The sequence below is a fragment of the Bacteroidota bacterium genome (assembly GCA_019637975.1).
Lineage (GTDB): Bacteria > Bacteroidota > Ignavibacteria > UBA10030 > UBA6906 > CAADGV01.
The window spans coordinates 25394-46810 of record JAHBUR010000018.1 but is presented as its reverse complement, the minus strand read 5'-3'; the positions used below and the strand labels follow the sequence as shown (position 1 = coordinate 46810).

22 protein-coding genes and 3 tRNA genes are annotated in these 21417 nt (G+C 50.0%); 5 read left to right on the top strand and 20 right to left on the bottom strand.

The genetic code is table 11. The features are described from left to right. Window positions 1-4 precede the first annotated feature (4 nt). The 8 genes from KF749_11265 to KF749_11230 form a co-directional block, all read right to left on the bottom strand. Complete coding sequence (locus tag KF749_11265) at window positions 5-757, bottom strand: WecB/TagA/CpsF family glycosyltransferase (GenBank protein MBX2991730.1); 753 nt, start codon at window positions 755-757, stop codon at window positions 5-7. Continuing rightward, on the bottom strand, window positions 750-1844 hold the full coding sequence (locus KF749_11260; protein MBX2991729.1) for a glycosyltransferase family 9 protein: 1095 nt from the start codon (window positions 1842-1844) through the stop codon (window positions 750-752). Before KF749_11260 ends, KF749_11265 begins: the two co-directional genes overlap by 8 nt. Before the next feature lie 130 nt (window positions 1845-1974). Then, on the bottom strand, window positions 1975-3084 hold the full coding sequence (locus tag KF749_11255) for a glycosyltransferase family 4 protein (GenBank protein MBX2991728.1): 1110 nt from the start codon (window positions 3082-3084) through the stop codon (window positions 1975-1977). Beyond that, entirely contained in the window at window positions 3081-4205 is a 1125-nt protein-coding gene (locus tag KF749_11250) for a glycosyltransferase family 4 protein (GenBank protein MBX2991727.1), read from the bottom strand. The genes KF749_11255 and KF749_11250 overlap by 4 nt, the downstream gene beginning before the upstream one ends. Before the next feature lie 3 nt (window positions 4206-4208). Beyond that, on the bottom strand, window positions 4209-4802 hold the full coding sequence (locus KF749_11245; protein ID MBX2991726.1) for a methyltransferase domain-containing protein: 594 nt from the start codon (window positions 4800-4802) through the stop codon (window positions 4209-4211). After that, window positions 4789-6318, bottom strand: coding sequence for a hypothetical protein (locus KF749_11240; protein MBX2991725.1), 1530 nt, complete (start codon window positions 6316-6318; stop codon window positions 4789-4791). The genes KF749_11245 and KF749_11240 overlap by 14 nt, the downstream gene beginning before the upstream one ends. Further along, the gene (locus tag KF749_11235; GenBank protein MBX2991724.1) at window positions 6319-7485 is read right to left on the bottom strand and encodes a glycosyltransferase family 4 protein; all 1167 of its coding nucleotides are present in this window, start codon (window positions 7483-7485) and stop codon (window positions 6319-6321) included. 7 nt (window positions 7486-7492) lie between these two features. After that, on the bottom strand, window positions 7493-9004 hold the full coding sequence (locus KF749_11230; GenBank protein MBX2991723.1) for an oligosaccharide flippase family protein: 1512 nt from the start codon (window positions 9002-9004) through the stop codon (window positions 7493-7495). Between the two features lie 323 nt (window positions 9005-9327). Here KF749_11230 and KF749_11225 point away from each other — a divergent pair, with 323 nt between their 5' ends. The 5 genes from KF749_11225 to KF749_11205 all read left to right on the top strand — a co-directional run bounded on the left by KF749_11225 (window position 9328) and on the right by KF749_11205 (window position 14210). Then, entirely contained in the window at window positions 9328-9579 is a 252-nt protein-coding gene (locus tag KF749_11225) for a GIY-YIG nuclease family protein (protein ID MBX2991722.1), read from the top strand. A gap of 10 nt (window positions 9580-9589) precedes the next feature. Further along, window positions 9590-9676, top strand: a tRNA-Ser gene (locus KF749_11220). An 87-nt stretch (window positions 9677-9763) separates the two neighbouring features. Next, window positions 9764-11065 carry a nodulation protein NfeD gene (locus tag KF749_11215; protein MBX2991721.1) on the top strand — a complete coding sequence of 434 codons (1302 nt, stop codon included), beginning with the start codon at window positions 9764-9766 and terminating at the stop codon, window positions 11063-11065. Window positions 11066-11077: 12 nt separating this feature from the next. Beyond that, window positions 11078-11851: a slipin family protein gene (locus KF749_11210; protein MBX2991720.1), complete on the top strand. Its 774-nt coding sequence runs from the start codon at window positions 11078-11080 to the stop codon at window positions 11849-11851. A gap of 7 nt (window positions 11852-11858) precedes the next feature. Beyond that, entirely contained in the window at window positions 11859-14210 is a 2352-nt protein-coding gene (locus KF749_11205; GenBank protein ID MBX2991719.1) for a DNA polymerase, read from the top strand. 136 nt (window positions 14211-14346) lie between these two features. On the opposite strand, the gene KF749_11200 is transcribed toward KF749_11205, so the two are convergent. The 12 genes from KF749_11200 to KF749_11145 form a co-directional block, all read right to left on the bottom strand. Continuing rightward, window positions 14347-14751 carry a cobalamin B12-binding domain-containing protein gene (locus KF749_11200; GenBank protein ID MBX2991718.1) on the bottom strand — a complete coding sequence of 135 codons (405 nt, stop codon included), beginning with the start codon at window positions 14749-14751 and terminating at the stop codon, window positions 14347-14349. Further along, window positions 14735-15355: a septum formation protein Maf gene (gene maf / locus KF749_11195; GenBank protein ID MBX2991717.1), complete on the bottom strand. Its 621-nt coding sequence runs from the start codon at window positions 15353-15355 to the stop codon at window positions 14735-14737. Before maf ends, KF749_11200 begins: the two co-directional genes overlap by 17 nt. A 73-nt stretch (window positions 15356-15428) precedes the next feature. Next, a complete protein-coding gene (locus KF749_11190) occupies window positions 15429-15839 on the bottom strand; it encodes a hypothetical protein (GenBank protein ID MBX2991716.1) in 411 nt (136 codons plus the stop codon). Between the two features lie 158 nt (window positions 15840-15997). Then, a tRNA-Leu gene (locus tag KF749_11185) sits at window positions 15998-16080 on the bottom strand. A gap of 10 nt (window positions 16081-16090) precedes the next feature. Then, window positions 16091-16162, bottom strand: a tRNA-Lys gene (locus KF749_11180). A gap of 16 nt (window positions 16163-16178) precedes the next feature. Then, complete coding sequence (locus KF749_11175) at window positions 16179-16460, bottom strand: hypothetical protein (GenBank protein ID MBX2991715.1); 282 nt, start codon at window positions 16458-16460, stop codon at window positions 16179-16181. Window positions 16461-16635: 175 nt separating this feature from the next. Next, complete coding sequence (locus KF749_11170; protein MBX2991714.1) at window positions 16636-17313, bottom strand: ABC transporter ATP-binding protein; 678 nt, start codon at window positions 17311-17313, stop codon at window positions 16636-16638. 1 nt (window position 17314) lies between these two features. After that, the gene (locus KF749_11165) at window positions 17315-18544 is read right to left on the bottom strand and encodes an ABC transporter permease (protein MBX2991713.1); all 1230 of its coding nucleotides are present in this window, start codon (window positions 18542-18544) and stop codon (window positions 17315-17317) included. Continuing rightward, window positions 18545-19762 carry an ABC transporter permease gene (locus tag KF749_11160; protein MBX2991712.1) on the bottom strand — a complete coding sequence of 406 codons (1218 nt, stop codon included), beginning with the start codon at window positions 19760-19762 and terminating at the stop codon, window positions 18545-18547. A gap of 7 nt (window positions 19763-19769) precedes the next feature. Continuing rightward, on the bottom strand, window positions 19770-20831 hold the full coding sequence (prfB, locus tag KF749_11155; GenBank protein MBX2991711.1) for a peptide chain release factor 2: 1062 nt from the start codon (window positions 20829-20831) through the stop codon (window positions 19770-19772). A 91-nt stretch (window positions 20832-20922) separates the two neighbouring features. After that, window positions 20923-21246 carry a hypothetical protein gene (locus tag KF749_11150; protein ID MBX2991710.1) on the bottom strand — a complete coding sequence of 108 codons (324 nt, stop codon included), beginning with the start codon at window positions 21244-21246 and terminating at the stop codon, window positions 20923-20925. Between the two features lie 3 nt (window positions 21247-21249). Further along, window positions 21250-21408, bottom strand: coding sequence for a hypothetical protein (locus tag KF749_11145; protein ID MBX2991709.1), 159 nt, complete (start codon window positions 21406-21408; stop codon window positions 21250-21252). Between the last annotated feature and the right edge of the window lie 9 nt (window positions 21409-21417).

Below are 21417 nucleotides of genomic sequence, written 5' to 3'. Positions count from 1 at the left end.
AACTTCATCGTTGTGTCCCCTTTACTAAATATTCCCGTACTATCTTGTACATAAACGATGGATTACCGATCAAGTACCTTTTCCAAAGCCGGCCGGGCTCCTGAAAAAACCGGTAGAGCCATTCCATTCCGTTGTTCGCCATCCATTTGGGCGCAAGGCCTTTGCGTCCGGCAGTGTAGTCAATCATCGAGCCTGCCGGCAAAATAACGTTTGCAGCAAGGCGCTGATAGTTCTCTTCGATCCACATCTCCTGCACCGGCATCCCGAACCCCACAATCAGGACATTCGGGCGTGCGCTGTTGATCATCTCCACCACTGTTTCGCTTTCTGCCCCGGTTTTCTCAAAATACCCGTGATGCGAGCCTGCAATTACCATCCCCGGAAATCGTTGCCGGACACGCCCGACTGCCTCATCAACAAATTGTTTTGTTGCCCCGAGAAAGAACACGGAAAATTTCCGCTTCTCAAACAATTCGCAGAGTTCCCAAATCCAGTATGTGAGAACAACTCGAGGCGGCAAATGGTAGCCGAGCATTCGGGCACCAAGGCGAACACCTTCGCCGTCGCAGTACACAACGTGTGCGTTGTTCAGAAAGCGCTTGAATCGTTCATTCTCCTGTGCAATGTTGATCGCGTTGATATTCACGTACGAGTACACGTCTCTCCGGTTCTGCCGCACGCTGTCTTCTATCGCTTGATGCAACCCGTTCGTATCAATAACGTCCACCCGTACGCCCAGAATATCGACCTTATGCATTCGCTACCGCTTTGGCTTCGGGGACAAGCGACAACTGTTCCATAACGGCCTGCAACACATCGTCCTGACTGATCAGCGACATACAAGAATTCGAAGGACGTTCGCAATGCAGTTGCGCGCAGGGAGAACATTCTACTATTCTGAAAAGAAACTTCCCCGCATCATTCCTCGGCGCGGTCAATTCCGGTGATGCCGGACCGAACAACCCTACAACTCGTGTTCCCAACGCGGAAGCGAGATGCAGCGGGCCCGAGTCGTTTCCCAAAAACAGCGAAGCCTCTTTCAGAATAACACATGTATCCAGCAAGTCATCCGATGCCACGAAATGAATGTTGTGTCTACCGGCAAACCGCTGTTGCAGAAGATCCAGTTTTTCTTCTTCGGATTTGTCACACAAGAGAACCGCATCATAGTTCAAACGCGTGACAATCGTACTCACAACATCGCCGAAGCGTTCGAGACTCCATGAACGGTATTTCCATCCGGAAAAAGGATGAACGACCACGAACTTCCTGTCAGGCACCAATCCATCGGAAATCAATCGCTGGCGTCGTTTTTCGAAGATGTTGTGTTCGAGTTGGATCCCGCTCTCGGCCCGCAGATAGTTTCCCGAAATCCCCAACGCACGACAAACCTTGAGTCCCCGCTCCTCAATATTCTGCAACCCGTACGACTCCTCTTTCGCCAGAGCCAATCCGAACGACTCAACCGGGGTCACCTCAAGGTAAGGTGTAAGTGTGTGCCGATACGTGAGATAGCCCACTTTGCTCCGTGCGCCACTCACAAGGGTTACAGCGGCGTTTCGCTTCGGGGGGCTCATGCTCAGGGCGAGGTCAATGTGCATTTTCCGAACAGACAGGAGAACCTTGAGAAATCCGAAAATCGATTCAGGGTTCCGAACCCCCCAGATCTTGCAAGGAAGTCCGAGATTGGTCAGGAGTGGCTCATATTGGGAATCAACGAGCAAAACGAGCTTTGCATTTGAGAAGTGGTTCGCCAAAAGCGTAATGGAGGGCAACATTGTTACAACGTCGCCGAGACGTGTAAGCTCAACAATCAGTAGCGAGCGGACTTGCTCAGGGTCCAAGGTCCTTGGCTTTGTGAAGCTGCCTTTGAACCGAAGCAATGATATGAGGAGGTGAAGAACCACAGTCTCATTCGAACTATGAAGAATCTTGGGTAAAATTAAGGAATTGCCAGTCCATATCCAACCAAGGCTAAAGTGATGTGAAGAGCTTATGATGTTGCGTGGCAACCACTTCCAGCGAATAGAGTCTTTCAACCCGCTCTCTTCCCCGTCTGCCCAAGTCGCCTCTCAGTTGCTCGTTCACAAGAAGGCGCTCGCAACCCAATACAAGCCCATCAAGACTATCTTCCTTGAATACGAGTCCTGCATCGCCGATAACGTGAGGAATTTCACCTGAATCAGAGCCAAGGACAGGAACACCGCACGCCATGGATTCAATGAGAACCCTTCCGAATTGTTCTTTCCAAAGCGGTGTTGAACGGGAGGGCAGAACGAGGACATCAAATCGAGCCAACTCTCCGGGCAATGAACTGCGATCCAGCGTGGGAATGAACTCGACCCTATCTGAAATACCCAGACTGGAAGCCAAATGCTTCAGGTTATCCAGTTCACTTCCGCCACCAACAATTCGTGCAACGCACAGATCAGGCAGGTGTTTCAGTGCTCGAAGAACCAAGTCAACCCCTTTCGCCCTTTCCAACCTTCCAACATATCCAATGACGAATGCCCGGTCATGCTTATGCGCTTTTGCAGGCCGAAACAACTGCGTATCCACCGCAAGCGGAATCACCGAAACATGTGGAAAGCCATAAGCAGCAAATAAGGTTCGTGCTGTACAGTTGCAGGCAATCCCATGGCTTGCGCGCGGAAGTACGAACTGCTCTATCGACTTGTGCAAACGAGACAGCTTGTATGGATATCCGACTTGAATGTGATCAATATTCCGGGCCGTGTAGAACACAAGCTTCGTCGAAGAAGGAGTCAGAGAGGCCGCTGCGAACGCCGCAAAGTTCTCCGGCTCTGAATGCATGTAGAACACATCCGGCCGGAATTCCCTGATGTGCCTGCGAAGGGATCGATACATCAGGCGATGCGTTCTTCCGGAAAACACGACCTTGCTGCTGAACAATTCGTAGTTCAATTCCCCGGTTGGCGGATCAAACGTGATTGTTCGAAAAGTATTGAACCACTTTGCAGGAACAACTAATCGCAAATTCACCCCTCCCCGCTCGACAATCATCTTGTAGAGAACTCGATTCGCAGGTTCGAGGGCATTGTGGTCAACGACGAGGAGTCTCATGGCTTGAGTGCGTCGTACAGTGTGAGCAATGCCCGGGCGGCCTGTCGCGACGAAAACTGCTTGATAACATGGAGTCCGCGTTGTCTCATCTCGACTCTTCTGACCTCGTTCGTTACAAGCAGGTGTATTGCATCGGCAATGTCCTGGATGTTATCCGGGGGAACCAACAGTGCAACTCCATCTGCGAACTCACGCATGGCCGAATTGTTGGACGTAATAACAGGAACACCGCTTGCCATGGCTTCGAGCACCGGAAACCCGTATCCCTCATAGAGCGAAGGATACACAAAGCAGATCGCCTGTCTGTACAAACATGCAAGTTCATCCTCGCTTACGTATTCACGATATTGGATTGAGGCTTTCTCGGAGGAAGTTCTTATTGCATGCATCGTCTCTTCGAAGAGCCACCCCTTTTTCCCAACGATAACAAGATCGATGCTATCCCGCTGCTCACGGCGGACGTACTCAAATGCTTTGATAATGGAAGCAATGTTCTTGCGAGGTTCGATTGTTCCAACAAACAAGATATACGGTTTCGCAAGAACAGCACTGCCCGGGTTTGACGCGCTGCTATCCCTCTGATACGCGAACATGTCATCAACCGGAGGGTGTATAACGTGAAGTTTTACCTTCTCAACCTTGAAGAGTTCTATTACATCGTACATTGTTTGTTCAGAGGGAACCACAATGGCGTCTACAACGCCAAGAGCTCGCTGCACGTATGCATCCCACGCAAGTACCCGCGACTCAAACAACGCGGGAAATTTCTTGTACGCGCAATCGTGAACGGTGGCAATTCGCTTTGCCCGACGTGCTGGAGGAACCATCGGATCTGTGCTGTGAAAGATGTCGATGCTTCCGACGAAGGCTTCGACTGGTGGTTTCCGCAGACGGTTCCAATAGAATCGCTTCAGATCCCCGGGAATTCGCTTTAGCGAGAGAGAGACATTCGGTGCCTGCAACGTGCCGATCTCATTCACATCCAAACCGAATGACCAGCCGTGAAGCACGTATTCGTTACGTGTGTCATGTTCCCGTAGCGCCTTTGCCAGTTGCAATGCATGACGTCCGATTCCTGCACGGTTTTTCTGAATGTAGCTGACGTCGAACGCGATTCTCATGCCCTATTGCCGGATCAATTCTACATGAAGAGTCCGGATAGTGTTGCCGATCTTGTGTCCGAGCTTTGTGTACATGTTTTTTAGAAACGTGGAACGAATGACCGGCTTGTCATACACTTCGGGAAGAATGAGTTCCCGAAGGTCAACCTTGGAATCGTACACCAGATAAGATTTCGACGTTGGATAGATGAGATAACCGATTGCGTAGATGCGGAACTTCGCATTCGTATAATACAGCCGATGACTGCCTGTTGACGTTGCAGGATCGAAAAAGTCGAACGAATTCTCATTAAAGCAATGCTCATGAGTCGGGTCGAACGAAGCGTCCCAAGAATTATAGTATGGCACACGAATCGTGACTCTCCCCTGCTTCCGTGTGATCCGATGAATCTCTTCCATCGTCTGAACTACGTCGGGCAAATGTTCAAGAACATCAATCATAATGAGATGGTCGAATGCGTCATCCGCAAACGGCCACGGGAATTGAATCAAATCATGAGTCACATCAACTCCCGGCAAGTTCGCCCGGTCAACATTGATATACCCTTCGAGAATATTCCGCCCGCAACCGATATGTATCTTCTTAGTCTGTAACATCCGATGATCTCAGGATTGTCCAATTTTCCTTTTGAACTGCAATAACGTATCCTTCTTTACTCAATGCATCTGCAAGACCGAATGCTATACGGCTTGAGCCGACAAGAAGAAGATGCCCAAATGTCTTCGACTTCCTTTGCGATTCCAGAAACGTTGATGCGTGTTCCTCCGGCGATTCTCCGAGAAGTACCGGGCGCAGATTCTCATGGTTGCTGCGCAGCCGGAGCAAAGCCGTCCCGAAAATCCAACCCACACCTTTTCTGTCGAGTTGATGATAGTAGATTCCTCCAAAGAGGGGATCGATGGAAGCGGCGGCCACGTCACGGATGTGACGTTCGGGCGGCCAATCAAACCGAACGACGCAAAACGTCGTGTCGGATTTCATAGTGGCCTGAAGGTCGCCATACAACTCCTCCATCTGCCGATTGACAGAGGAAAAATGAACAATGTTGAACAGCAGAACTCCGGCTGTCACCGTTATCGCGACAATGCGCCAATGTTTCGTCAGTTGGATTCTCGAGATCGAAAGCAAGATAAGAAATATCAGCGCGAAACCGAAACGGGTTCCCGGACGATATACTGCAAACAGAACGTCCGGAAGAAGAAGCATCAGAAGGAACGCGATGATAATCGCAAGGGCAAATCGCTTGTCAAACATCTTGCCCGTGCGTGCCCGAATCACTGCTGCCGACACGAGAATGAGCAACGCAAGTGCCCATAATCCGTTGAGAAGAGTAAGAGGAAGCGGTGTTGAAATCCCGAAACTCTTGATGAACAACAATGGGGATTTCAGCACACTCTGCGCCACTCCCCAGAAACTCCAATGCAGTTCGCCTCCCGCTGTACCAGTCGTCGAAGCGTAGTACCAAGTCATACAGATCAGTGCCGGAACGAGCGCCAAGACGAAAGCACCGACATTTCTCGGCTTCGATCCGCTCGCGGCCAAAGCACCGACAAAAGCACCAACAGCTAACACAAAAGCTATCGCATGAATGAAATAGAGAACCAGCAAAAGGAATGAAAGAATCGTCCAGTCTTTCAATTTCATTGCATGGAGTTTCGGGAAGCTGCAACCGATAACAAGCAGGAGAACAATAAACCCAAACAAGAACGCTTGTCCGCCAAAGAAAAAGATGTTGAACGAAAAGGGAAAACCGAAATATGCAACGGGCGTATCGACATTATCTGCAATTTTCCGGACACAATACCTGAATGCCCAAGGCAATCCGACAACACAGAGCGTCAAGAAGATCTTCCCTGCCGCTTCCAACGGCACAAAAAAACTCAATGCCCAGACTATTCCCACAAGTCCCAAGTTTGGAACCGGAGCCGATACCATCTCATAGAACAATGCAAACCGGGGCTGCGACAACTCGCGCATAAGATGGACTTCGTAGAGCCAAATCGGGTAATCATAGAGAGGAAGAAACCTGAATGCCCAGATGAGCAATACATTCAGAATCGTAACACAGACAGCGGCAAGAAGGACTGGACTCTTGAATATCGGGCGTACCATTTACAGATCTCTTATTTCCCTATATACCTGGAGCGTCCGGAATGCAACTTCGTCCCATGAGAGTTGCTGTGCGAATGCGATTCCCGCTTCAGAGAGCCGGTGCCGGAGTTGGCTATCATCAATGAGTCGTTGAATGGAATACGACAACTCCTCGACAGAAAGCGGATCGGAAAGAAATACACCGTGATGCTCGTGTGTACAATCTTCCAACGCGCCGGCATGGCGTGTGGCAATGAGCGGCACGCCTGCAGCCATCGCCTCCATGAGAACCATTCCGAACGGTTCATACACCGTCGGAAAGACGAAGGCATCAGCAGCCACAAACAGTGCTTCGGGTCCGCGCACTCTTCCGCCGAAGATGACTTTGTCCGATACGCCAAGGCTCGCAGCAAGAGACGCATACGGAGCAGAATCATCGGAACCAATCACAAGAAGCCGCACATCATTTCCCTTCAAGACGGCAATGCTCCGGATGAGCACGTGAAGCCCCTTGCGATCAAATTCATTCCCGACAAAGAGAAGCATGAATCCATCTCTTGGAATTCCGTACTGACTCCGAAGATTCTCCCGATTACCTATTGCTCGAAGCTGCTTGAACTTCCCGACATCCACTCCGTTGGGAATAACGACAACTCGTTCCGGATCGATGTTGTAGTATTGGATGAACTGATCCTTCACCAATTGCGAGACGGCAATAATGCGTTTTGTGTGATGTGAACGGACAAGGAATCTCTCATCCTGTAGAGTTACTCTGTCAAAAATACCGAAGTTCCGTCGCCAGGGAAGTCGGGCTTGGTGTTGTTTCCGTATTTCCATTCCTGCAATATGACAACTCTGCGCGGTGACAACCGATGCGCCTCGTCCGATCATGTATGAGTTGACGATATCGCAATGGAGCTGACGCAACGCCGGTTTCGTCAGGTATCGTAACGCCAGACGATCAAGCGAATTGAATGAGGTCCGCAAGGGAATCTGCCGATATTGGAAACGACGATTCTCCCCGTCAAAATACTGAGCAACGACACTCACCGTGTGACCCTGTTTCTCGAACTCGGCTCCAAGCGAAAGAACAATCCTTCCGATGCCCGTTTCGTTGTCGCACGATTGCGTTACAAGAGCTATGTGCAATGCAGGATTGTCCCGCGAAAGTGTCGTCGATGATTTCATTGATCTGTCAAGGGGATTGAAGGCTGGGACGCGTAAATAGCCTGAGAATGGTGGCCATTCGACCATCAATCTTGGCCAGCCAGTCTTTGTCTGTTTGTGTCAGCGGTTTGAGCAAAACCAATCCTCCAATCAGAAGCGCTCCATATAGGCTCGCCGCAAAAATAAGTGAGGAGATGCTATCTGACGGCAATACATACGCGCATATCAGCGCCGGAATGCAGCATACAGAAACAAGTCCGGCCCAATAGACAATCTGAAGCCTGTTTTGCGAGATTCGGGACACCATGAGAGCTCCGAGCAAATTCACCAGGAGATTTCCACATCCGCTCGCTATCACTGAACCGGACGCGCCGAGCGTGGGAATCAGGAGGATATTCAGTCCGAAGTTTACCAAGGCGGCCACAACGCCAATACTCACCAACGTCGCCACTCTTCCGCGGGAAAGCAGATACTCTCCATTCTCCGGCCCGCCAAACAGCCGTGATGCTATTCGAAAGACAAGTATTCCCTGCACAAGCGGAGCTGACGACGCGTATTGCGGTGAATACAATATTGCCACAATGGCTTCCGCATGAAAAATGATGAATGTGTAGAGCGGGATTGTCAGGAGTGAGATGATCCTTATTGAGAATGCATAGAACCTGTTCATTGACGATTGATCCTCAACTGCAAGCCGCGCAAAGGTGGCAAACGTAACACCGGATAGTCCCACCGTCATCGCGATGGAAGCGATTTGAGCAATCGAGTAGGCTACATCGTACAGGCCTCCCTGCGATGTATCAGGCAACAGGCTGGTCAGAAACAGTACATCCCCTTGACGGCCGAGGACAAAGTCGACAATCGTATTCATCCAATAAATACCCCCGAATGTCACAATCGGCTTCATATCAACAGATGCAACATCACGAACAATGTTCACTCGTGAAAACATTGCGTATGCGACACCATGCATTATGCTCGTACTGAAAAAGAGAATAAACAAGGCAAAGACCGTGAACTGCATCTGAGTGAGGATGAGTATGCCGGCAAGCTCAATTACCCTGATGACCAGATTGATGCGCGCAGTGAGGGCGGTGCGCAGTTGTGCCGTAAGAACCATTGCAAAAAGGGGAAAGAGGGAACGTGCACCGGTAAACAACAACACAATCACCAACACATCACTGTTGCGCTCAAGAAACGGTACTGTGAACATGCGAATCACAATCGAGAACAGCACAACTGCTGCAAGAAACGCCGCTCCACGAATGAGGAGCGACATTCGCAACATATATGCTGCCTGCTTGTTGGCGTGCTCATCGGCAAGCTGCGGAATGAATTTGTTAAGCGAAGTTTCCAGTCCTAACGAACAAAAGACGAGAATCAAATGTGAGAGGCTGAACAACCCGACAAATCTTCCATTTTCCTCGACGCCCAAGCCACGGGCAATAACAATGGAAGTGATATACATCAGCAGGTATTCGAGAATTCTCCCGCCGTGATTCCAGATCGCGCTGTGGAAGGTTTGCTTAGCTTTTGACATCGTGTGGAGGAATGTGCACAATAATCGATGCCAATATACCTTGATTTACCGGGATTTCAAATTGCATCACACACACATTCTTCATATCTTTTTGCAGAAATGTTGTGAAATGCATCCGGCGAGGCGCAAGAGTCCCGCCAAAAAGAAGGGGAAATGGTTGGATGATCAACATCGATTCCAACAACTGAAATAGCATCCGGAGAGGTGCAAGAGTGGTTTAATTGGCTACCCTGGAAAGGTAGTGTACTCGCAAGGGTACCGTGGGTTCTGCGCCGGAGGCGCATCCGCCTCCGGCGGAGAATCCCACTCTCAACAGAAGTACTATGCATTACGTATATGTCTTGTGGAGTGACAAACTCAAGAAGAGGTATGTTGGCTCTACAAAGGACTATCAGAAACGATTGGTCGAACACAACAACGGCAAGACCTCGTTTACGAAGGCGGGCATCCCTTGGCGATTGATTCACGTTGAGGAATTTTCTGATACGTCTTCTGCAAGACAAAGAGAGTTGTTCTTGAAATCGGGTGCCGGCCGGAAGTGGCTGGATGGTCACGTGACCAGTTGGCAAACCTGATATGGCATCCGGAGAGGTGCAAGAGTGGTTTAATTGGCTACCCTGGAAAGGTAGTGTACTCGCAAGGGTACCGTGGGTTCGAATCCCACCCTCTCCGCGAATCAAACTGTTTCGAGAGTGTTTCAGTATTCAGAAAGCATAAACCCACAACAGTCAGCAAGTGCTGATCACTAAGGAGCGCTCCATGCCAACGCTCTCTCCATCACGATTGAGTTTCCTCCTTCTGTTCTCTTCCTCTACCCTGCTTGCAGGACCCTTGGTTCATGTTATTACTGTTGATGCGTCCATCAACCCTGCAACAGCAGACTTCATCCGTCAAGAAATCCGTCAGGCACACGAAGCAAACGCGTCATGTATTGTCCTTCGTCTGAATACCCCCGGAGGCCTGCTCAAGTCAACTCGCGTCATTGTGAGCGATATACTCGATGCGCCGCTTCCCGTCATTGTGTTCGTTTGGCCACCGGGGGCTCAATCTGCTTCAGCAGGCACGTTCATCACACTGTCGGCTCACATCGCAGCAATGGCACCCGGAACCAATATTGGTGCAGCTCATCCCGTCGGGCTGCAGGGCGGGGAAAAAGACTCCATCATGAATGAGAAAGCCACCAATGATGCCGCCGCGTTCATTCGTACTATCAGCGAGAAGCGAAACCGCAATATTGAATGGGCTGAAGAAGCGGTCCGGAAGAGTATCTCCATCACCGAAACGGAGGCCTTGTCGAATCGCGTCATCGATGTCGTTGCTCCAACGGTCAACGCCTTGCTCGATTCAATTGACGGGAAGACTGTTGAAGTGAAGGAAAGCAAGCGCATCTTGATGACCAAAGACGCTGAGATTACGCAAATCGAAATGGGCTGGAGATACAAACTCCTCGACCTCCTGAGCGATCCAAACGTGGCGTATATCTTCTTCCTTCTCGGCATTTATGGATTGATGTTTGAATTGTACAACCCGGGCTCGATTCTTCCGGGGGTAGTCGGTGTCATCGCCATGATCATCGCTCTGTATTCACTTCATACAATGCCCCTCAACTATGCAGGGCTTGCCTTGATTATTTTCGCCATCATTTTGTTTATAGCAGAAATCAAAGTCACCAGCTACGGACTTCTAACGGTCGCGGGCGTTATTTCACTGACATTGGGCTCTATCATGCTGATTGAACCGGGTTCCACCTTGGAGTTCATAAAGATTTCATGGAGTGTTATTATTCCGGCAGTTCTGTTCACTGCCGCCTTTTTCGCCTTTGCCATCGGAATGGGAATCAGGGCACAACGAAGGAAACCGACCACAGGTATCGAGGGAATTGTCGGTGAGCAGGGCGAAGCCATCAGCAGTCTGAATCCCGATGGTCAGGTTCGTGTTCACGGGGAGATTTGGAGTGCAACGAGCACGGAAGGAAAAATTCCACGGGGGGCAAGCATTACAGTTGTAGAAGTCGAGAATCTGCATCTACGCGTAAAACCCACGTTTCCCACTCACTCTTGAACGAGGTATACCATGGAAGTCATCAGTATGTTTATGTTCATGCTCATTATGTTCGTTGCCATACTTCTCGCGAATGCGATTCGCATTTTGCGTGAGTATGAGCGCGGCGTCATCTTCCGGCTCGGCCGCCTGATCGCTGTCAAAGGACCGGGCATTATCCTCTTGATTCCGCTTGTTGATAAGATGGTAAAGGTCAGCTTGCGGACAGTCGTCATGGATGTGCCTCCGCAAGATGTTATCACACGCGATAACGTCTCGATCAAAGTGAACGCGGTGCTGTACTTCAGGGTTGTCCAGCCCGACAAGGCAATTGTTGAAGTGGAGAATTACCTTGTTGCAACATCGCAACTTTCGCAAACAACTCTGCGGAGCATTCTGGGTCAATCCGAGCTGGATGAGCTTCTTGCCGAGCGCGACAAAATCAACCAGGAGCTTCAGAAGATCATCGACCACCAAACCGAGCCGTGGGGCATTAAAGTCTCCAATGTGGAAGTCAAACACATTGATCTGCCTACCGAGATGCAACGCGCAATGGCCAAACAGGCGGAAGCTGAACGCGAACGCCGTGCAAAGGTGATCCATGCCGAAGGCGAATTCCAGGCGTCACAACGACTTGCAGATGCAGCAGGGGTCATTGAAGGACATCCGACGGCGCTGCAACTCCGCTATCTTCAAACTCTCACTGAAGTCGCATCGGAAAAGAACTCTACCACGATCTTTCCACTTCCTATCGACTTGATTGCGCCGTTTCTGGAGGCCTACAACAAGAAGAACGGAAAGAAGTAGCTGTTGAATGGATCGCCTCCTTTACGGCCACAACTCTGACGAGCGCATCGTTGCTGTTCATCATACTGATAACGGCACGATGCGTATCTATTTCAGGGAGAATGGCACGGTTCGACATGAAGATGACGAGTTCTTCCCCTTCTTTTTCCTCTCCGACAGGAACCTCCTTAATGGCTACAGTAAGAGACATTGGTTGAAGCAACTGGATGGCTCCTCATCCTATCAATTCCTTTGTGCATTTGAGGATTGGGGTGCCATGTGGGAGGCTGTTCGTTTTGTACTTGATACCTTCAATGCGTTGACAAAACAGAAGATCGAGTCCTACACCCAGCTTGACAGCATCTTTCTCTACTCCGATCCGGTAACACAATACCTGATGCAATCCGGCCAAACGTTGTTCAAGGGGATGCTGTTTCAGGACGTCCATCGAATGCAGTTGGATATCGAAACCTATACGGGCGGACCGTACCGGTTCAGCAACGCAAACCGCCCGGCCGACCGGATAATCCTCGTTGCTCTTTCGGATAACTCCGGATGGCAGCATCTCATCGGCGGAAGAAAACTGGACGAGCGTGATATGCTTGAAGAACTCGTTCGCATCATCCGGGATAGGGATCCCGACGTGATAGAAGGACATAACATCTACAATTTCGATCTCCCGTACATCATCAAGCGTTGCGAGCTGCACAAGGTTCCGTTCAAGATCAGTCGTGACGGAAGTCTCCCCCGCTCGTTTGATACTCGGGCCTCGTATGCCGATCGTTCGTACGAATATACCGCAACGGAGATTGCAGGACGTCATATCATCGACACGATGTTGTTGGTCCAGAGTTATGATATGATGAAGCGGAACATGGAAAGCTACGGACTGAAGTATGCAGCCAAGTACTTCGGTCTCGCTGCGGAGGAACGAACGTACATCCCCGGTGACAAGATCTCGTGGTATTGGGACCAGGAGCCGCAGACACTCATGAAGTACGCCCTCGACGACGTTCATGAAACACGGTTGCTCAGCGAGCAACTTTCGGGCACAACATTCCATCTTACGCAGATGCTTCCGTTCGGCTATGGTCAAGTCGCACGCATGGGTTCGGCAGCCAAAATCGAAAGTCTGATCGTTCGTGAATACCTCCGCGTGAAGCACTCCATTCCACAGCCCGGAATCGGAACGCAAACAACAGGCGGCTACACTGATATTTTCGTAACCGGGGTCGTCGGCCCCGTCATTCATGTCGACGTTGAATCGCTGTATCCTTCCATAATGATTCAAAAGGAGATTGCGCCCGTATCGGATGTTCTTGGCGTGTTCAAGGAGTTGCTACGGACGCTCACGTCTTCACGACTCGAGACCAAGAAACGGATGAAAGCCACTGCAGATGCCTCGCAGAAAGCAAAGCTTGACGCGATGCAATCATCCCTGAAGATCCTCATCAACTCTTTTTACGGCTATCTCGGGTATACACGCGGCCTGTTCAATGATTTCTCACAAGCCGACGTCGTGACCACAACGGGCCAGGCCCTTCTCCGACAGATGATGGACTTCATACAATCCCAACTCGGTACGGTTATCGAAGTGGACACCGACGGAATCTTTTTCGTCCCTCCTCCCTCCCTTACAACGGAGACAGACGAGGCGGACTTCATCAGGAAGCTATCCTCCATTTTGCCGGAAGGAATCACCATTGCGCAAGACGGGCGATACAGGAAAATGTTCAGCTACAAGATGAAGAATTACGCGCTTCTTGATTATGACGGAACCGTGACAATTAAAGGTCCTTCCCTTATCTCACGAAGCATCGAACGGTTCGGCAGAGCATACATCAGGCACTGTATCGAGCATTTGCTGAAACACGATATTGACGCCCTGCACCAATTGTATGTTTCGACCCGCGCCGACATCACTGATCACAAACTCAGCGTCCGAGACATTGCACGAACCGAGTCACTGAAAGAGTCGCTTGTGGATTACCGACGGGATGTGGAGATGGGGAAACGAAACAGAAGCGCGGCATACGAACTGGCGATCACGGCGCGGCGTCACTTCAAGCCGGGTGATTCGATTTCATACTACATTACAGGCAGCGATGCAAATGTCCGGACGTTCGAAAACTGCAAGCCGGTGGCAGAGTATAATCCCAACTTTCCGGACGAGAATACAGCGTATTATCTGCGAAGGCTGGACGAGTTCTCTGAAAAATTCAAGGACGTTTTTGAACCGAAGGATTTTCGGGCGATTTTCTCCCCTGACGATTTATTCCCTTTCTCATCCGAAGGAATTACGCCAGTGATTCGCCGATTGGCAATTGGCAGGGAAGAGGCTCCACAATCGGAAGAACTCGGCATCTGGCTAGACGAATAGCTATTGCAAATTACGGTGCTTCCCTTATTCCTTCCCCTCTTCGTCCACAATGAACCAACACCACTGCAACTCGAAACAGGCCGAAGAAAGATCTTTCTCATTCGAGAGAAGATTCTTCGTCTCTTGGAGAATGCCATCAGTTGCGGTGCTGTTCAACCCAACTCTTTACGTATCCCACGATTTCTTGCGTTGACGCACCCGGAGTGAACAACTGTCCGACGCCGAGTTTCTTCAGCTCGTCAATATCCTGATGCGGAATGATCCCGCCCCCGAACAGCAGAACATCCTGGAGACCTTTCTCTTTCAGGAGTCCGATGATTTTCGGAAACACCGTCATGTGTGCCCCGCTCAGAATGCTGATACCGATTGCGTCAACATCTTCTTGAATAGCAGCATCGACTATCAAGTCGGGTGTTTTGCGGAGTCCGGTGTAAATCACCTCCATTCCTGCGTCGCGCAATGCCGCCGCGACTACCTTTGCCCCCCTGTCGTGCCCATCCAATCCGACTTTAGCCACAAGAACCCTAATCTTTCTTGACATACAGATAGCCCTTTGATTCCATGAGATGACCTTGAAACTCCTGTAATGTAGTGTAAAATTTTGAGAGAGGAAACCCCACAACGTTGTAGAAACACCCGTTGATTTTGCTGACGAACACTGCTCCGTAGTCATCCTGAATTCCGTATGCGCCGGCTTTGTCCATTGGCGAGCCGCCTGATACATACAGATCGATTTCGTCGTCGGGCAACTCCCGGAATGTCACATCGGTGGTTTCATGTTCCGTTACGCTTTCACCTGAGAGACAATCGAGCAGGGCAAATGCCGTTATGACAAGGTGGGTCTTCCCGCTGAGCAGGCGAAGCATTCGTTTTGCATCCGAGGCGTTTTCCGGCTTTGCCAACAGATACTCATCGAGAACAACTACCGTGTCGGCCCCGATGATCAGTGCATCTTTAAACTGACGGGCGACCTCGCTGGCTTTCTCACGTGCAAGCGTACGGGCATTTTCAACGGGACTTTGCCGGACGTCGAATTCTTCAGGGATATGACTCGGGACGATGAGCGGTTGAAGCCCGATTTGACGCAAAAGGGCTATTCTCCGGGGTGATTGGGATGCGAGCACCAGCGGCTTGACTACATTCATTTCGAACTTCTTGGCCAAAAAAAAAGCGACACGTTGTATCGCTTGAAATAAAGAATGAAGACTGTCGAGAATTCTACCGGAACATCGCCTTGATGCTGCCCCACGTTCTGCGGACGTCGCTCGCTCGATGGCTGACCGTGATGGTGCCCGAGTACACAGGGTTGGCTCCGTTCGAGAAGATGACCTTGATCCTGTACTGGTAGATACTTTCCGTCGCACGAAACGCGCTTTCATCAACGAACTGATAGGAAGAGTTGTTGCCACGCGGCAGCATTTCCGTGAGCGTCATGAACGCGCCATTTACCCCGGCTTTCCGTTCGAGTACGAATCGGGATACGTTTGACTCGTCTTCACTCATCCACCGAATGGTGATGTTCCCGTCGCGGCTCTCTGCATTTAGCGAACCATCTCTTATGACGCTCGCAAATGCTGTAACAAAGACGAAGATTGCAAAGAGGAATAGTGTGAGATATCGAGTTGGCATACTGTACGGAATGAAATTCACTGCCCCAATATAGACCGGCAAAAGGTCAAAATCAAGTACTTTTTTTAGATGGCACACCTGGGTTCTCTACAGGGAGGATCCTCTGTACCGACCTAACGACCTCAAACAAGAAAGCCCTGCACTGCAGGGCTTGTATGTGCGGAAGGCGGGACTTGAACCCGCATGCCTTGTGGGCGCCACCCCCTCAAGATGGTGCGTCTGCCAATTTCGCCACTTCCGCAAAACTCGTGTGACCGCGGGTGGGCTCGAACCACCGACCCTCTGCTTAAAAGGCAGATGCTCTACCCCTGAGCTACGCGGTCTTTGCGCAGCAACTCGTTATGCAGCAGACCGAGTCTGTGTCGAGTTTTCCTTACCAATATACGATTTCTTGTACAGAATTCCCAGAGGAATAATTACACAATAGCCAACAAGAAGCAGAATCGGGGCAAGGACCAGAGGCAAAAAGCCCTCGACAGGGCCCCTCGCAAGCGCCAGATAGCCGATCAATATCACAACCAAACCGATTCCTATGATGACAAAATTCTCTTTCGTCAAAGGTAGCGACTCAGCTTTTTGCGATTTTCTCTTCGGGTCTGACCGTTTTATTGACTTGGCCATATCAATCTCCCAAATTGTTGAGTATGTTGGAATATAAACAAAAGCCCAGCGTTGGGGGGAACGCCGGGCTCGACCATTTGTCTACAACAGTCAGGGGAGAAACTGTCGTAAGGTCAACTACAAATATACGCTTTTCGACGTAAATGTCAAGTAAAAAATTACGATTTATCAAAAATTAAAAACCCCCTATCTTGCCGTCAGTAAGCTTGACGATACGATCAGCCTGCTTTGCCAACTGCTCATTATGTGTAACAATTACAAATGTTTGGCCTTTCTCCCTGCTGAGACTCCAAATCAGATCGTGTAACTGCTGTGTATTAGCAGTATCGAGATTTCCGGTGGGCTCGTCAGCAAGAACCACTTTGGGCGAATTCATCAACGCTCGGGCAATTGCAACACGCTGTTGCTCGCCGCCCGAAAGCTGTGAAGGTTTGTTGGATGATTTTGATTCCACACCTACTTCCTTCAACAGATCCTTGGCCTTCTTCTGAACGTGGGCCAACTTGTTTCCCTTAATGAGGGCCGGAAGACAGATGTTTTCGAGAACGGAAAATTCCGGCAACAAATGATGGAATTGAAACACAAATCCGACATGCTGATTGCGAAACCGGGCTATCCGTTCATCACTATATGTAAAGACATTCTCCTTATCATAATACACATGTCCTTCAGTCGGACGGTCAAGTGTCCCAAGTATATGCAACAATGTGCTCTTCCCCGCACCGGACGCGCCGACAATCGCAACAATATCTCCATCATGAATTTCCAGGCTGATTCCCCGCAACACGTGGAGCGAGGAATTGCCGGAATCACCCATCTTGTATACCTTCGTGATGTTCTCTGCCCGAATCATATCATTCCCACCGGATAGCGTCAACAGGCGTAAGTCGGGACGCCCGCAGTGCTGGATACAGCGCGGCAAACGTACTCAACAGCATCGACGCCGAACCTACTGTTACGAAATCAGCCCATCGAATGTCGACGGGTATTGCGGGAATAATATACACTGTAGGATCCAACGGAAAAAGTTGGTAATGAATTTGAAGATAGCAGACACCCAACCCGATACCAATTCCAAGAACTGTTCCAACGGTACCGACAAGCAAGCCTTCAAACATGAACAGCCGAAGAATGCTTCCGTTCGTTGCGCCCAGCGCTTTCAGTACTCCAATATCCCTGCGTTTCTCAATGACGCCCATTGTTAAGGAACCGAGCATATTGAATACGGCCACAAACACAATGAGACACAGGATAATATAAGCGCTCCACCGCTCAATCTGCATCACGGAGTACAAGTCCCTATGTAGATCGTACCACGTGAGAACCTTGAACCCTTCCCCCAGTCTCTCCTGCAGAACAGCCTGCGTTGCAATCGATGCATCGATACTGTGCAAACGAATCTCGATACCGCTAACAGAACCCCGATACTCAAACAAGCTTTGAGCATTCTCGATTGCGATAAACGCATAATGGCTATCATATTCTTTATTTCGGGAGTCGTAGATTCCTGTAACAGTGAACTTCTTCATTTCTGGTTGACCGAATTGAACCATCATTGCATCTATGCCAACCGGACTGACAATGGTAACCTCCGACCCAACTGTTGCTCCAAGTTTATCGGCAAGACTCAGACCAATAACAATCCCTGCCTCCTTTGACTCTTTTCCCAGATCGAACTGACCCAACACAATAGCGTTCTTAACGCCGGATACTTCGCCAATCATGGATTCATCCACACCGCGAATGAGGACTACCCGGTTGACTCCTCGTGATACAAGCAGGGCCTTGCTATCCACATAAACCGACCATGCTTCGACGTCGATCTCCGCGTTCAACAGCCGGGCGATTGTGTCAGACGGCGCAAACGATTTCCCCTTCGCCGGAAGGACTCTGATATGAGGATCGAATGCAACCAGAACGTCGGTAACAACTCTGTTGAATCCGTTGAATACCGAGAGAACAATGATTAACGCTGCTACACCGACTGTTATGCCTATGACGGACACGAGCATAATGATGTTGATGAACAGCGTCTGCTGCTTCGACCGAATATACCGGCGCGCTATAAACCGTTCAAATCCCATTCATCCAAACCGTATTGCCCGAACCGGATCGATGCGGGACGCAAGCCAGGCCGGCAGCAACGAGCAAAAAAAGCATAACCCGATGCTCAGTGCTGAAACAACAACGAAGAACTCGGGCCGCAACAGTATCGGCACTGATGTCATGAAATAAATGTCACTCGGAAGTGAAAGAAACCGCAGCTTCATTTCGGCATAGCAGAGCGTGAAGGCCAGCAAATTGCCGAAGATTGTTCCGGCTATTCCAATCCACAACCCTTGCCGAACAAAAATACTGACAATCCCCTTCTTTGTTGCTCCGAGTGATTTCAGTATTCCGATATCCCTGGTCCTGCCGAGAACCATCATTAGTAACGTACCGATGATATTCACCGTCGCCACAATGATAATCAGTCCCAAAATAATCGGGACGGGCTTTTTTTGTAACTCGATCCAACTGAAAAGATTTCTGTAGCTTTGGTAGACAGTGCGACCGTAATGCGGGTAGCCGAGCGTCGCTTGAACCTGTTCTGCAACAGACTCGACGCTGTCGATATTCGTTACCATGATGTCATAGCCGGAAACAGCTTCGCCAAATTGAAAGAGCATTTGTGCGTCTTTCAGCGAGGTGAACGCATACACGTCGTCATAATCAGCCATGCCGCTTTCGTAAATACCCGACAACCTGAACTGCATTGCCCGCATCTGTCCGAATTCACCTGAACGTCCCGTGCCAAACACTGTAATCTTGTCTCCCAGGCTAACGGCAAGCCTGTCTGCGAGTTTCTTCCCGAGAACAATATTCGGAAGAGCCCCGGGAGCACGACTGATGTTATACGCCCCGTGAACGATGTACTTGCTGACTGTCAGCAAATCTTTCGACGGCTCGATTCCTTTCAGCAATATCCCATCAATCGACTCGGCCGATCGTACGAGTGCTTCACGCGACAGAAACGGTTGAACCGATCTGACAAGAGGTGACGCCTGTTCTATGCGGGCAGTATTTGCGACATAATTGCCAAGAGGCAGATTCTGATAGCCGGAGATTTGCACGTGGCTTGTGAAGCCGATGACCTTGTCGGTGATTTCCTTCTCGAACCCCCCGAGCACGGTAATAGCTATAATCAGCGCAGCGGTACCAAGCGCCACGCCAACCACAGAAATGAAGGTAATGAACGAAAGAAAGCCCTTTCGATGAGTTGCCTGAAGGTACCGGTCGGCTATGAAGGCAGGATACGACATGGGGAAATTATGCGGTTCCCTTCGAACTGAACTCCATCAGATACCCTCTGATAAAGTCGTCAAGTTCGCCGTCCATCACGCCCTGTACGTCGCTGGTTTCTATGTCTGTCCTGTGATCTTTGACCATATTGTAGGGATGAAAAACGTACGAGCGGATCTGGCTCCCCCATTCGATTTTCTTCTTCGTATTTTCGATGGCGTTCAAGCGCGCCTCTTCTTCTTCCTTCCGCTTCTGATACAGTTGGGATTTCAGCATGTTCAGTGCGCGCTCTTTGTTTTGGAATTGCGACCGTTCCTGCTGGCACGCAACCACAATGCCCGACGGAATATGGGTAATGCGGACTGCTGTTTCGACTTTGTTGACGTTCTGGCCGCCTTTGCCTCCGGAACGGAAAGTGTCCACCTTGAGATCAGCGGGATTGATCTCAATCTCAACGTCATCATCCATTTCGGGATACACGAACACTGAGGCGAACGATGTGTGTCGCCGGGCATTCGCATCAAATGGAGAAATGCGTACAAGCCGGTGCACGCCGTTTTCCGCTTTCAAGTAGCCATAGGCATACTCGCCTATCACTTCTATTGAGGCGCTCTTGATTCCGGCTCCATCGCCATCCAGTCGATCAGTCAGCACCACCTTGTAGCCCTGCCGTTCAGACCATCGAACATACATGCGGAGCAGCATTTCCGCCCAATCTTGCGACTCTGTGCCGCCTGCACCGGAGTTGATATTCAGTATGCAATTACGTCTGTCGTCGGGGCCGCTGAGCATATTGCGGAATTCCAGGTCGCCGATTCCCTTCTCCACCGTATCAAGTTCCTTGTTGATCTCGGAACCTAACGATGAATCATTGGATTCTTCCGCAAGTTCAAGCAACGAGCCGGCATCGTCAAGCATCCGTTTCAGGGTTTTCCAGCTGTCAACCCAATTCTTCAAAGAACTGAGTTGCTGCATAACTTTCTGCGCAGCAACATTGTCATTCCAGAAATTCGGGGATTCGGTTTTTGACTGCAATCCCGCCGCTTCCTGTTCCTTGGCATCTACGTCAAAGATAACCTCGAAGTTCAATCATCTGCTTCTGCAGTTTCTGAATCCGGTCTTTCTGATCTTCAAACATACTCTTTCCTAAAAAACTGAGAACAATCGTGATGGTCGGCAGCTATAACTTCTCGTCAATCTCCAATTCCATACGCAACATGGCACTACTCAACGTTTTCCCTTGTGCATCGTTTTTGAGGGACTTCGTGCCGCCGCCGCCAAGGGATTCATGCAGAAGAAAATTGATCGCCCACAGGTTGGGAATTTCAAATCTCTCAACTTTCCCGAGTGCAATGCCGTCGAAATGGTTCTTCACTCGTTCAACAGAGAGATACTTCGCTAACAACGGATAGTACTCTTGTTTGCGGGCAATGACGCCGACATTTCCGGTATCCCCTTTATCGCCGGAACGGGCGTGGGCGATATCAATCAATCGGATCTTCATGTATTATTTTCTCTTCTTTTTCTCGCTCTTACTCGTCTTTCGCAAATCGGCGGCATGAGCGCGTTTATAGGTTTGGATGTCGACGAACCTTCCCTTTGCATCACGCACTGCATACAGTTTCGTTCCCGACACGCTTCTATGAGTTGTTCGTTTTCGTGCCATGACGATCTT

Excerpts from the sequence above, each read along its gene's own strand:
- KF749_11205 (MBX2991719.1), top strand. The coding sequence starts at position 11,859 with ATGGATCGCCTCCTTTACGGCCACAACTCTGACGAGCGCATCGTTGCT.
- KF749_11160 (MBX2991712.1), bottom strand. The coding sequence starts at position 19,762 with ATGTCGTATCCTGCCTTCATAGCCGACCGGTACCTTCAGGCAACTCAT.
- KF749_11235 (MBX2991724.1), bottom strand. The coding sequence starts at position 7,485 with ATGAAATCATCGACGACACTTTCGCGGGACAATCCTGCATTGCACATA.
- KF749_11255 (MBX2991728.1), bottom strand. The coding sequence starts at position 3,084 with ATGAGACTCCTCGTCGTTGACCACAATGCCCTCGAACCTGCGAATCGA.
- KF749_11190 (MBX2991716.1), bottom strand. The coding sequence starts at position 15,839 with ATGCCAACTCGATATCTCACACTATTCCTCTTTGCAATCTTCGTCTTT.
- KF749_11145 (MBX2991709.1), bottom strand. The coding sequence starts at position 21,408 with ATGGCACGAAAACGAACAACTCATAGAAGCGTGTCGGGAACGAAACTG.
- KF749_11215 (MBX2991721.1), top strand. The coding sequence starts at position 9,764 with ATGCCAACGCTCTCTCCATCACGATTGAGTTTCCTCCTTCTGTTCTCT.
- KF749_11175 (MBX2991715.1), bottom strand. The coding sequence starts at position 16,460 with ATGGCCAAGTCAATAAAACGGTCAGACCCGAAGAGAAAATCGCAAAAA.
- KF749_11165 (MBX2991713.1), bottom strand. The coding sequence starts at position 18,544 with ATGGGATTTGAACGGTTTATAGCGCGCCGGTATATTCGGTCGAAGCAG.
- KF749_11240 (MBX2991725.1), bottom strand. The coding sequence starts at position 6,318 with ATGGTACGCCCGATATTCAAGAGTCCAGTCCTTCTTGCCGCTGTCTGT.
- KF749_11170 (MBX2991714.1), bottom strand. The coding sequence starts at position 17,313 with ATGATTCGGGCAGAGAACATCACGAAGGTATACAAGATGGGTGATTCC.
- KF749_11210 (MBX2991720.1), top strand. The coding sequence starts at position 11,078 with ATGGAAGTCATCAGTATGTTTATGTTCATGCTCATTATGTTCGTTGCC.
- KF749_11245 (MBX2991726.1), bottom strand. The coding sequence starts at position 4,802 with ATGTTACAGACTAAGAAGATACATATCGGTTGCGGGCGGAATATTCTC.
- KF749_11250 (MBX2991727.1), bottom strand. The coding sequence starts at position 4,205 with ATGAGAATCGCGTTCGACGTCAGCTACATTCAGAAAAACCGTGCAGGA.
- KF749_11230 (MBX2991723.1), bottom strand. The coding sequence starts at position 9,004 with ATGTCAAAAGCTAAGCAAACCTTCCACAGCGCGATCTGGAATCACGGC.
- KF749_11150 (MBX2991710.1), bottom strand. The coding sequence starts at position 21,246 with ATGAAGATCCGATTGATTGATATCGCCCACGCCCGTTCCGGCGATAAA.
- KF749_11225 (MBX2991722.1), top strand. The coding sequence starts at position 9,328 with ATGCATTACGTATATGTCTTGTGGAGTGACAAACTCAAGAAGAGGTAT.
- maf (MBX2991717.1), bottom strand. The coding sequence starts at position 15,355 with ATGAATGTAGTCAAGCCGCTGGTGCTCGCATCCCAATCACCCCGGAGA.
- KF749_11200 (MBX2991718.1), bottom strand. The coding sequence starts at position 14,751 with ATGTCAAGAAAGATTAGGGTTCTTGTGGCTAAAGTCGGATTGGATGGG.
- KF749_11265 (MBX2991730.1), bottom strand. The coding sequence starts at position 757 with ATGCATAAGGTCGATATTCTGGGCGTACGGGTGGACGTTATTGATACG.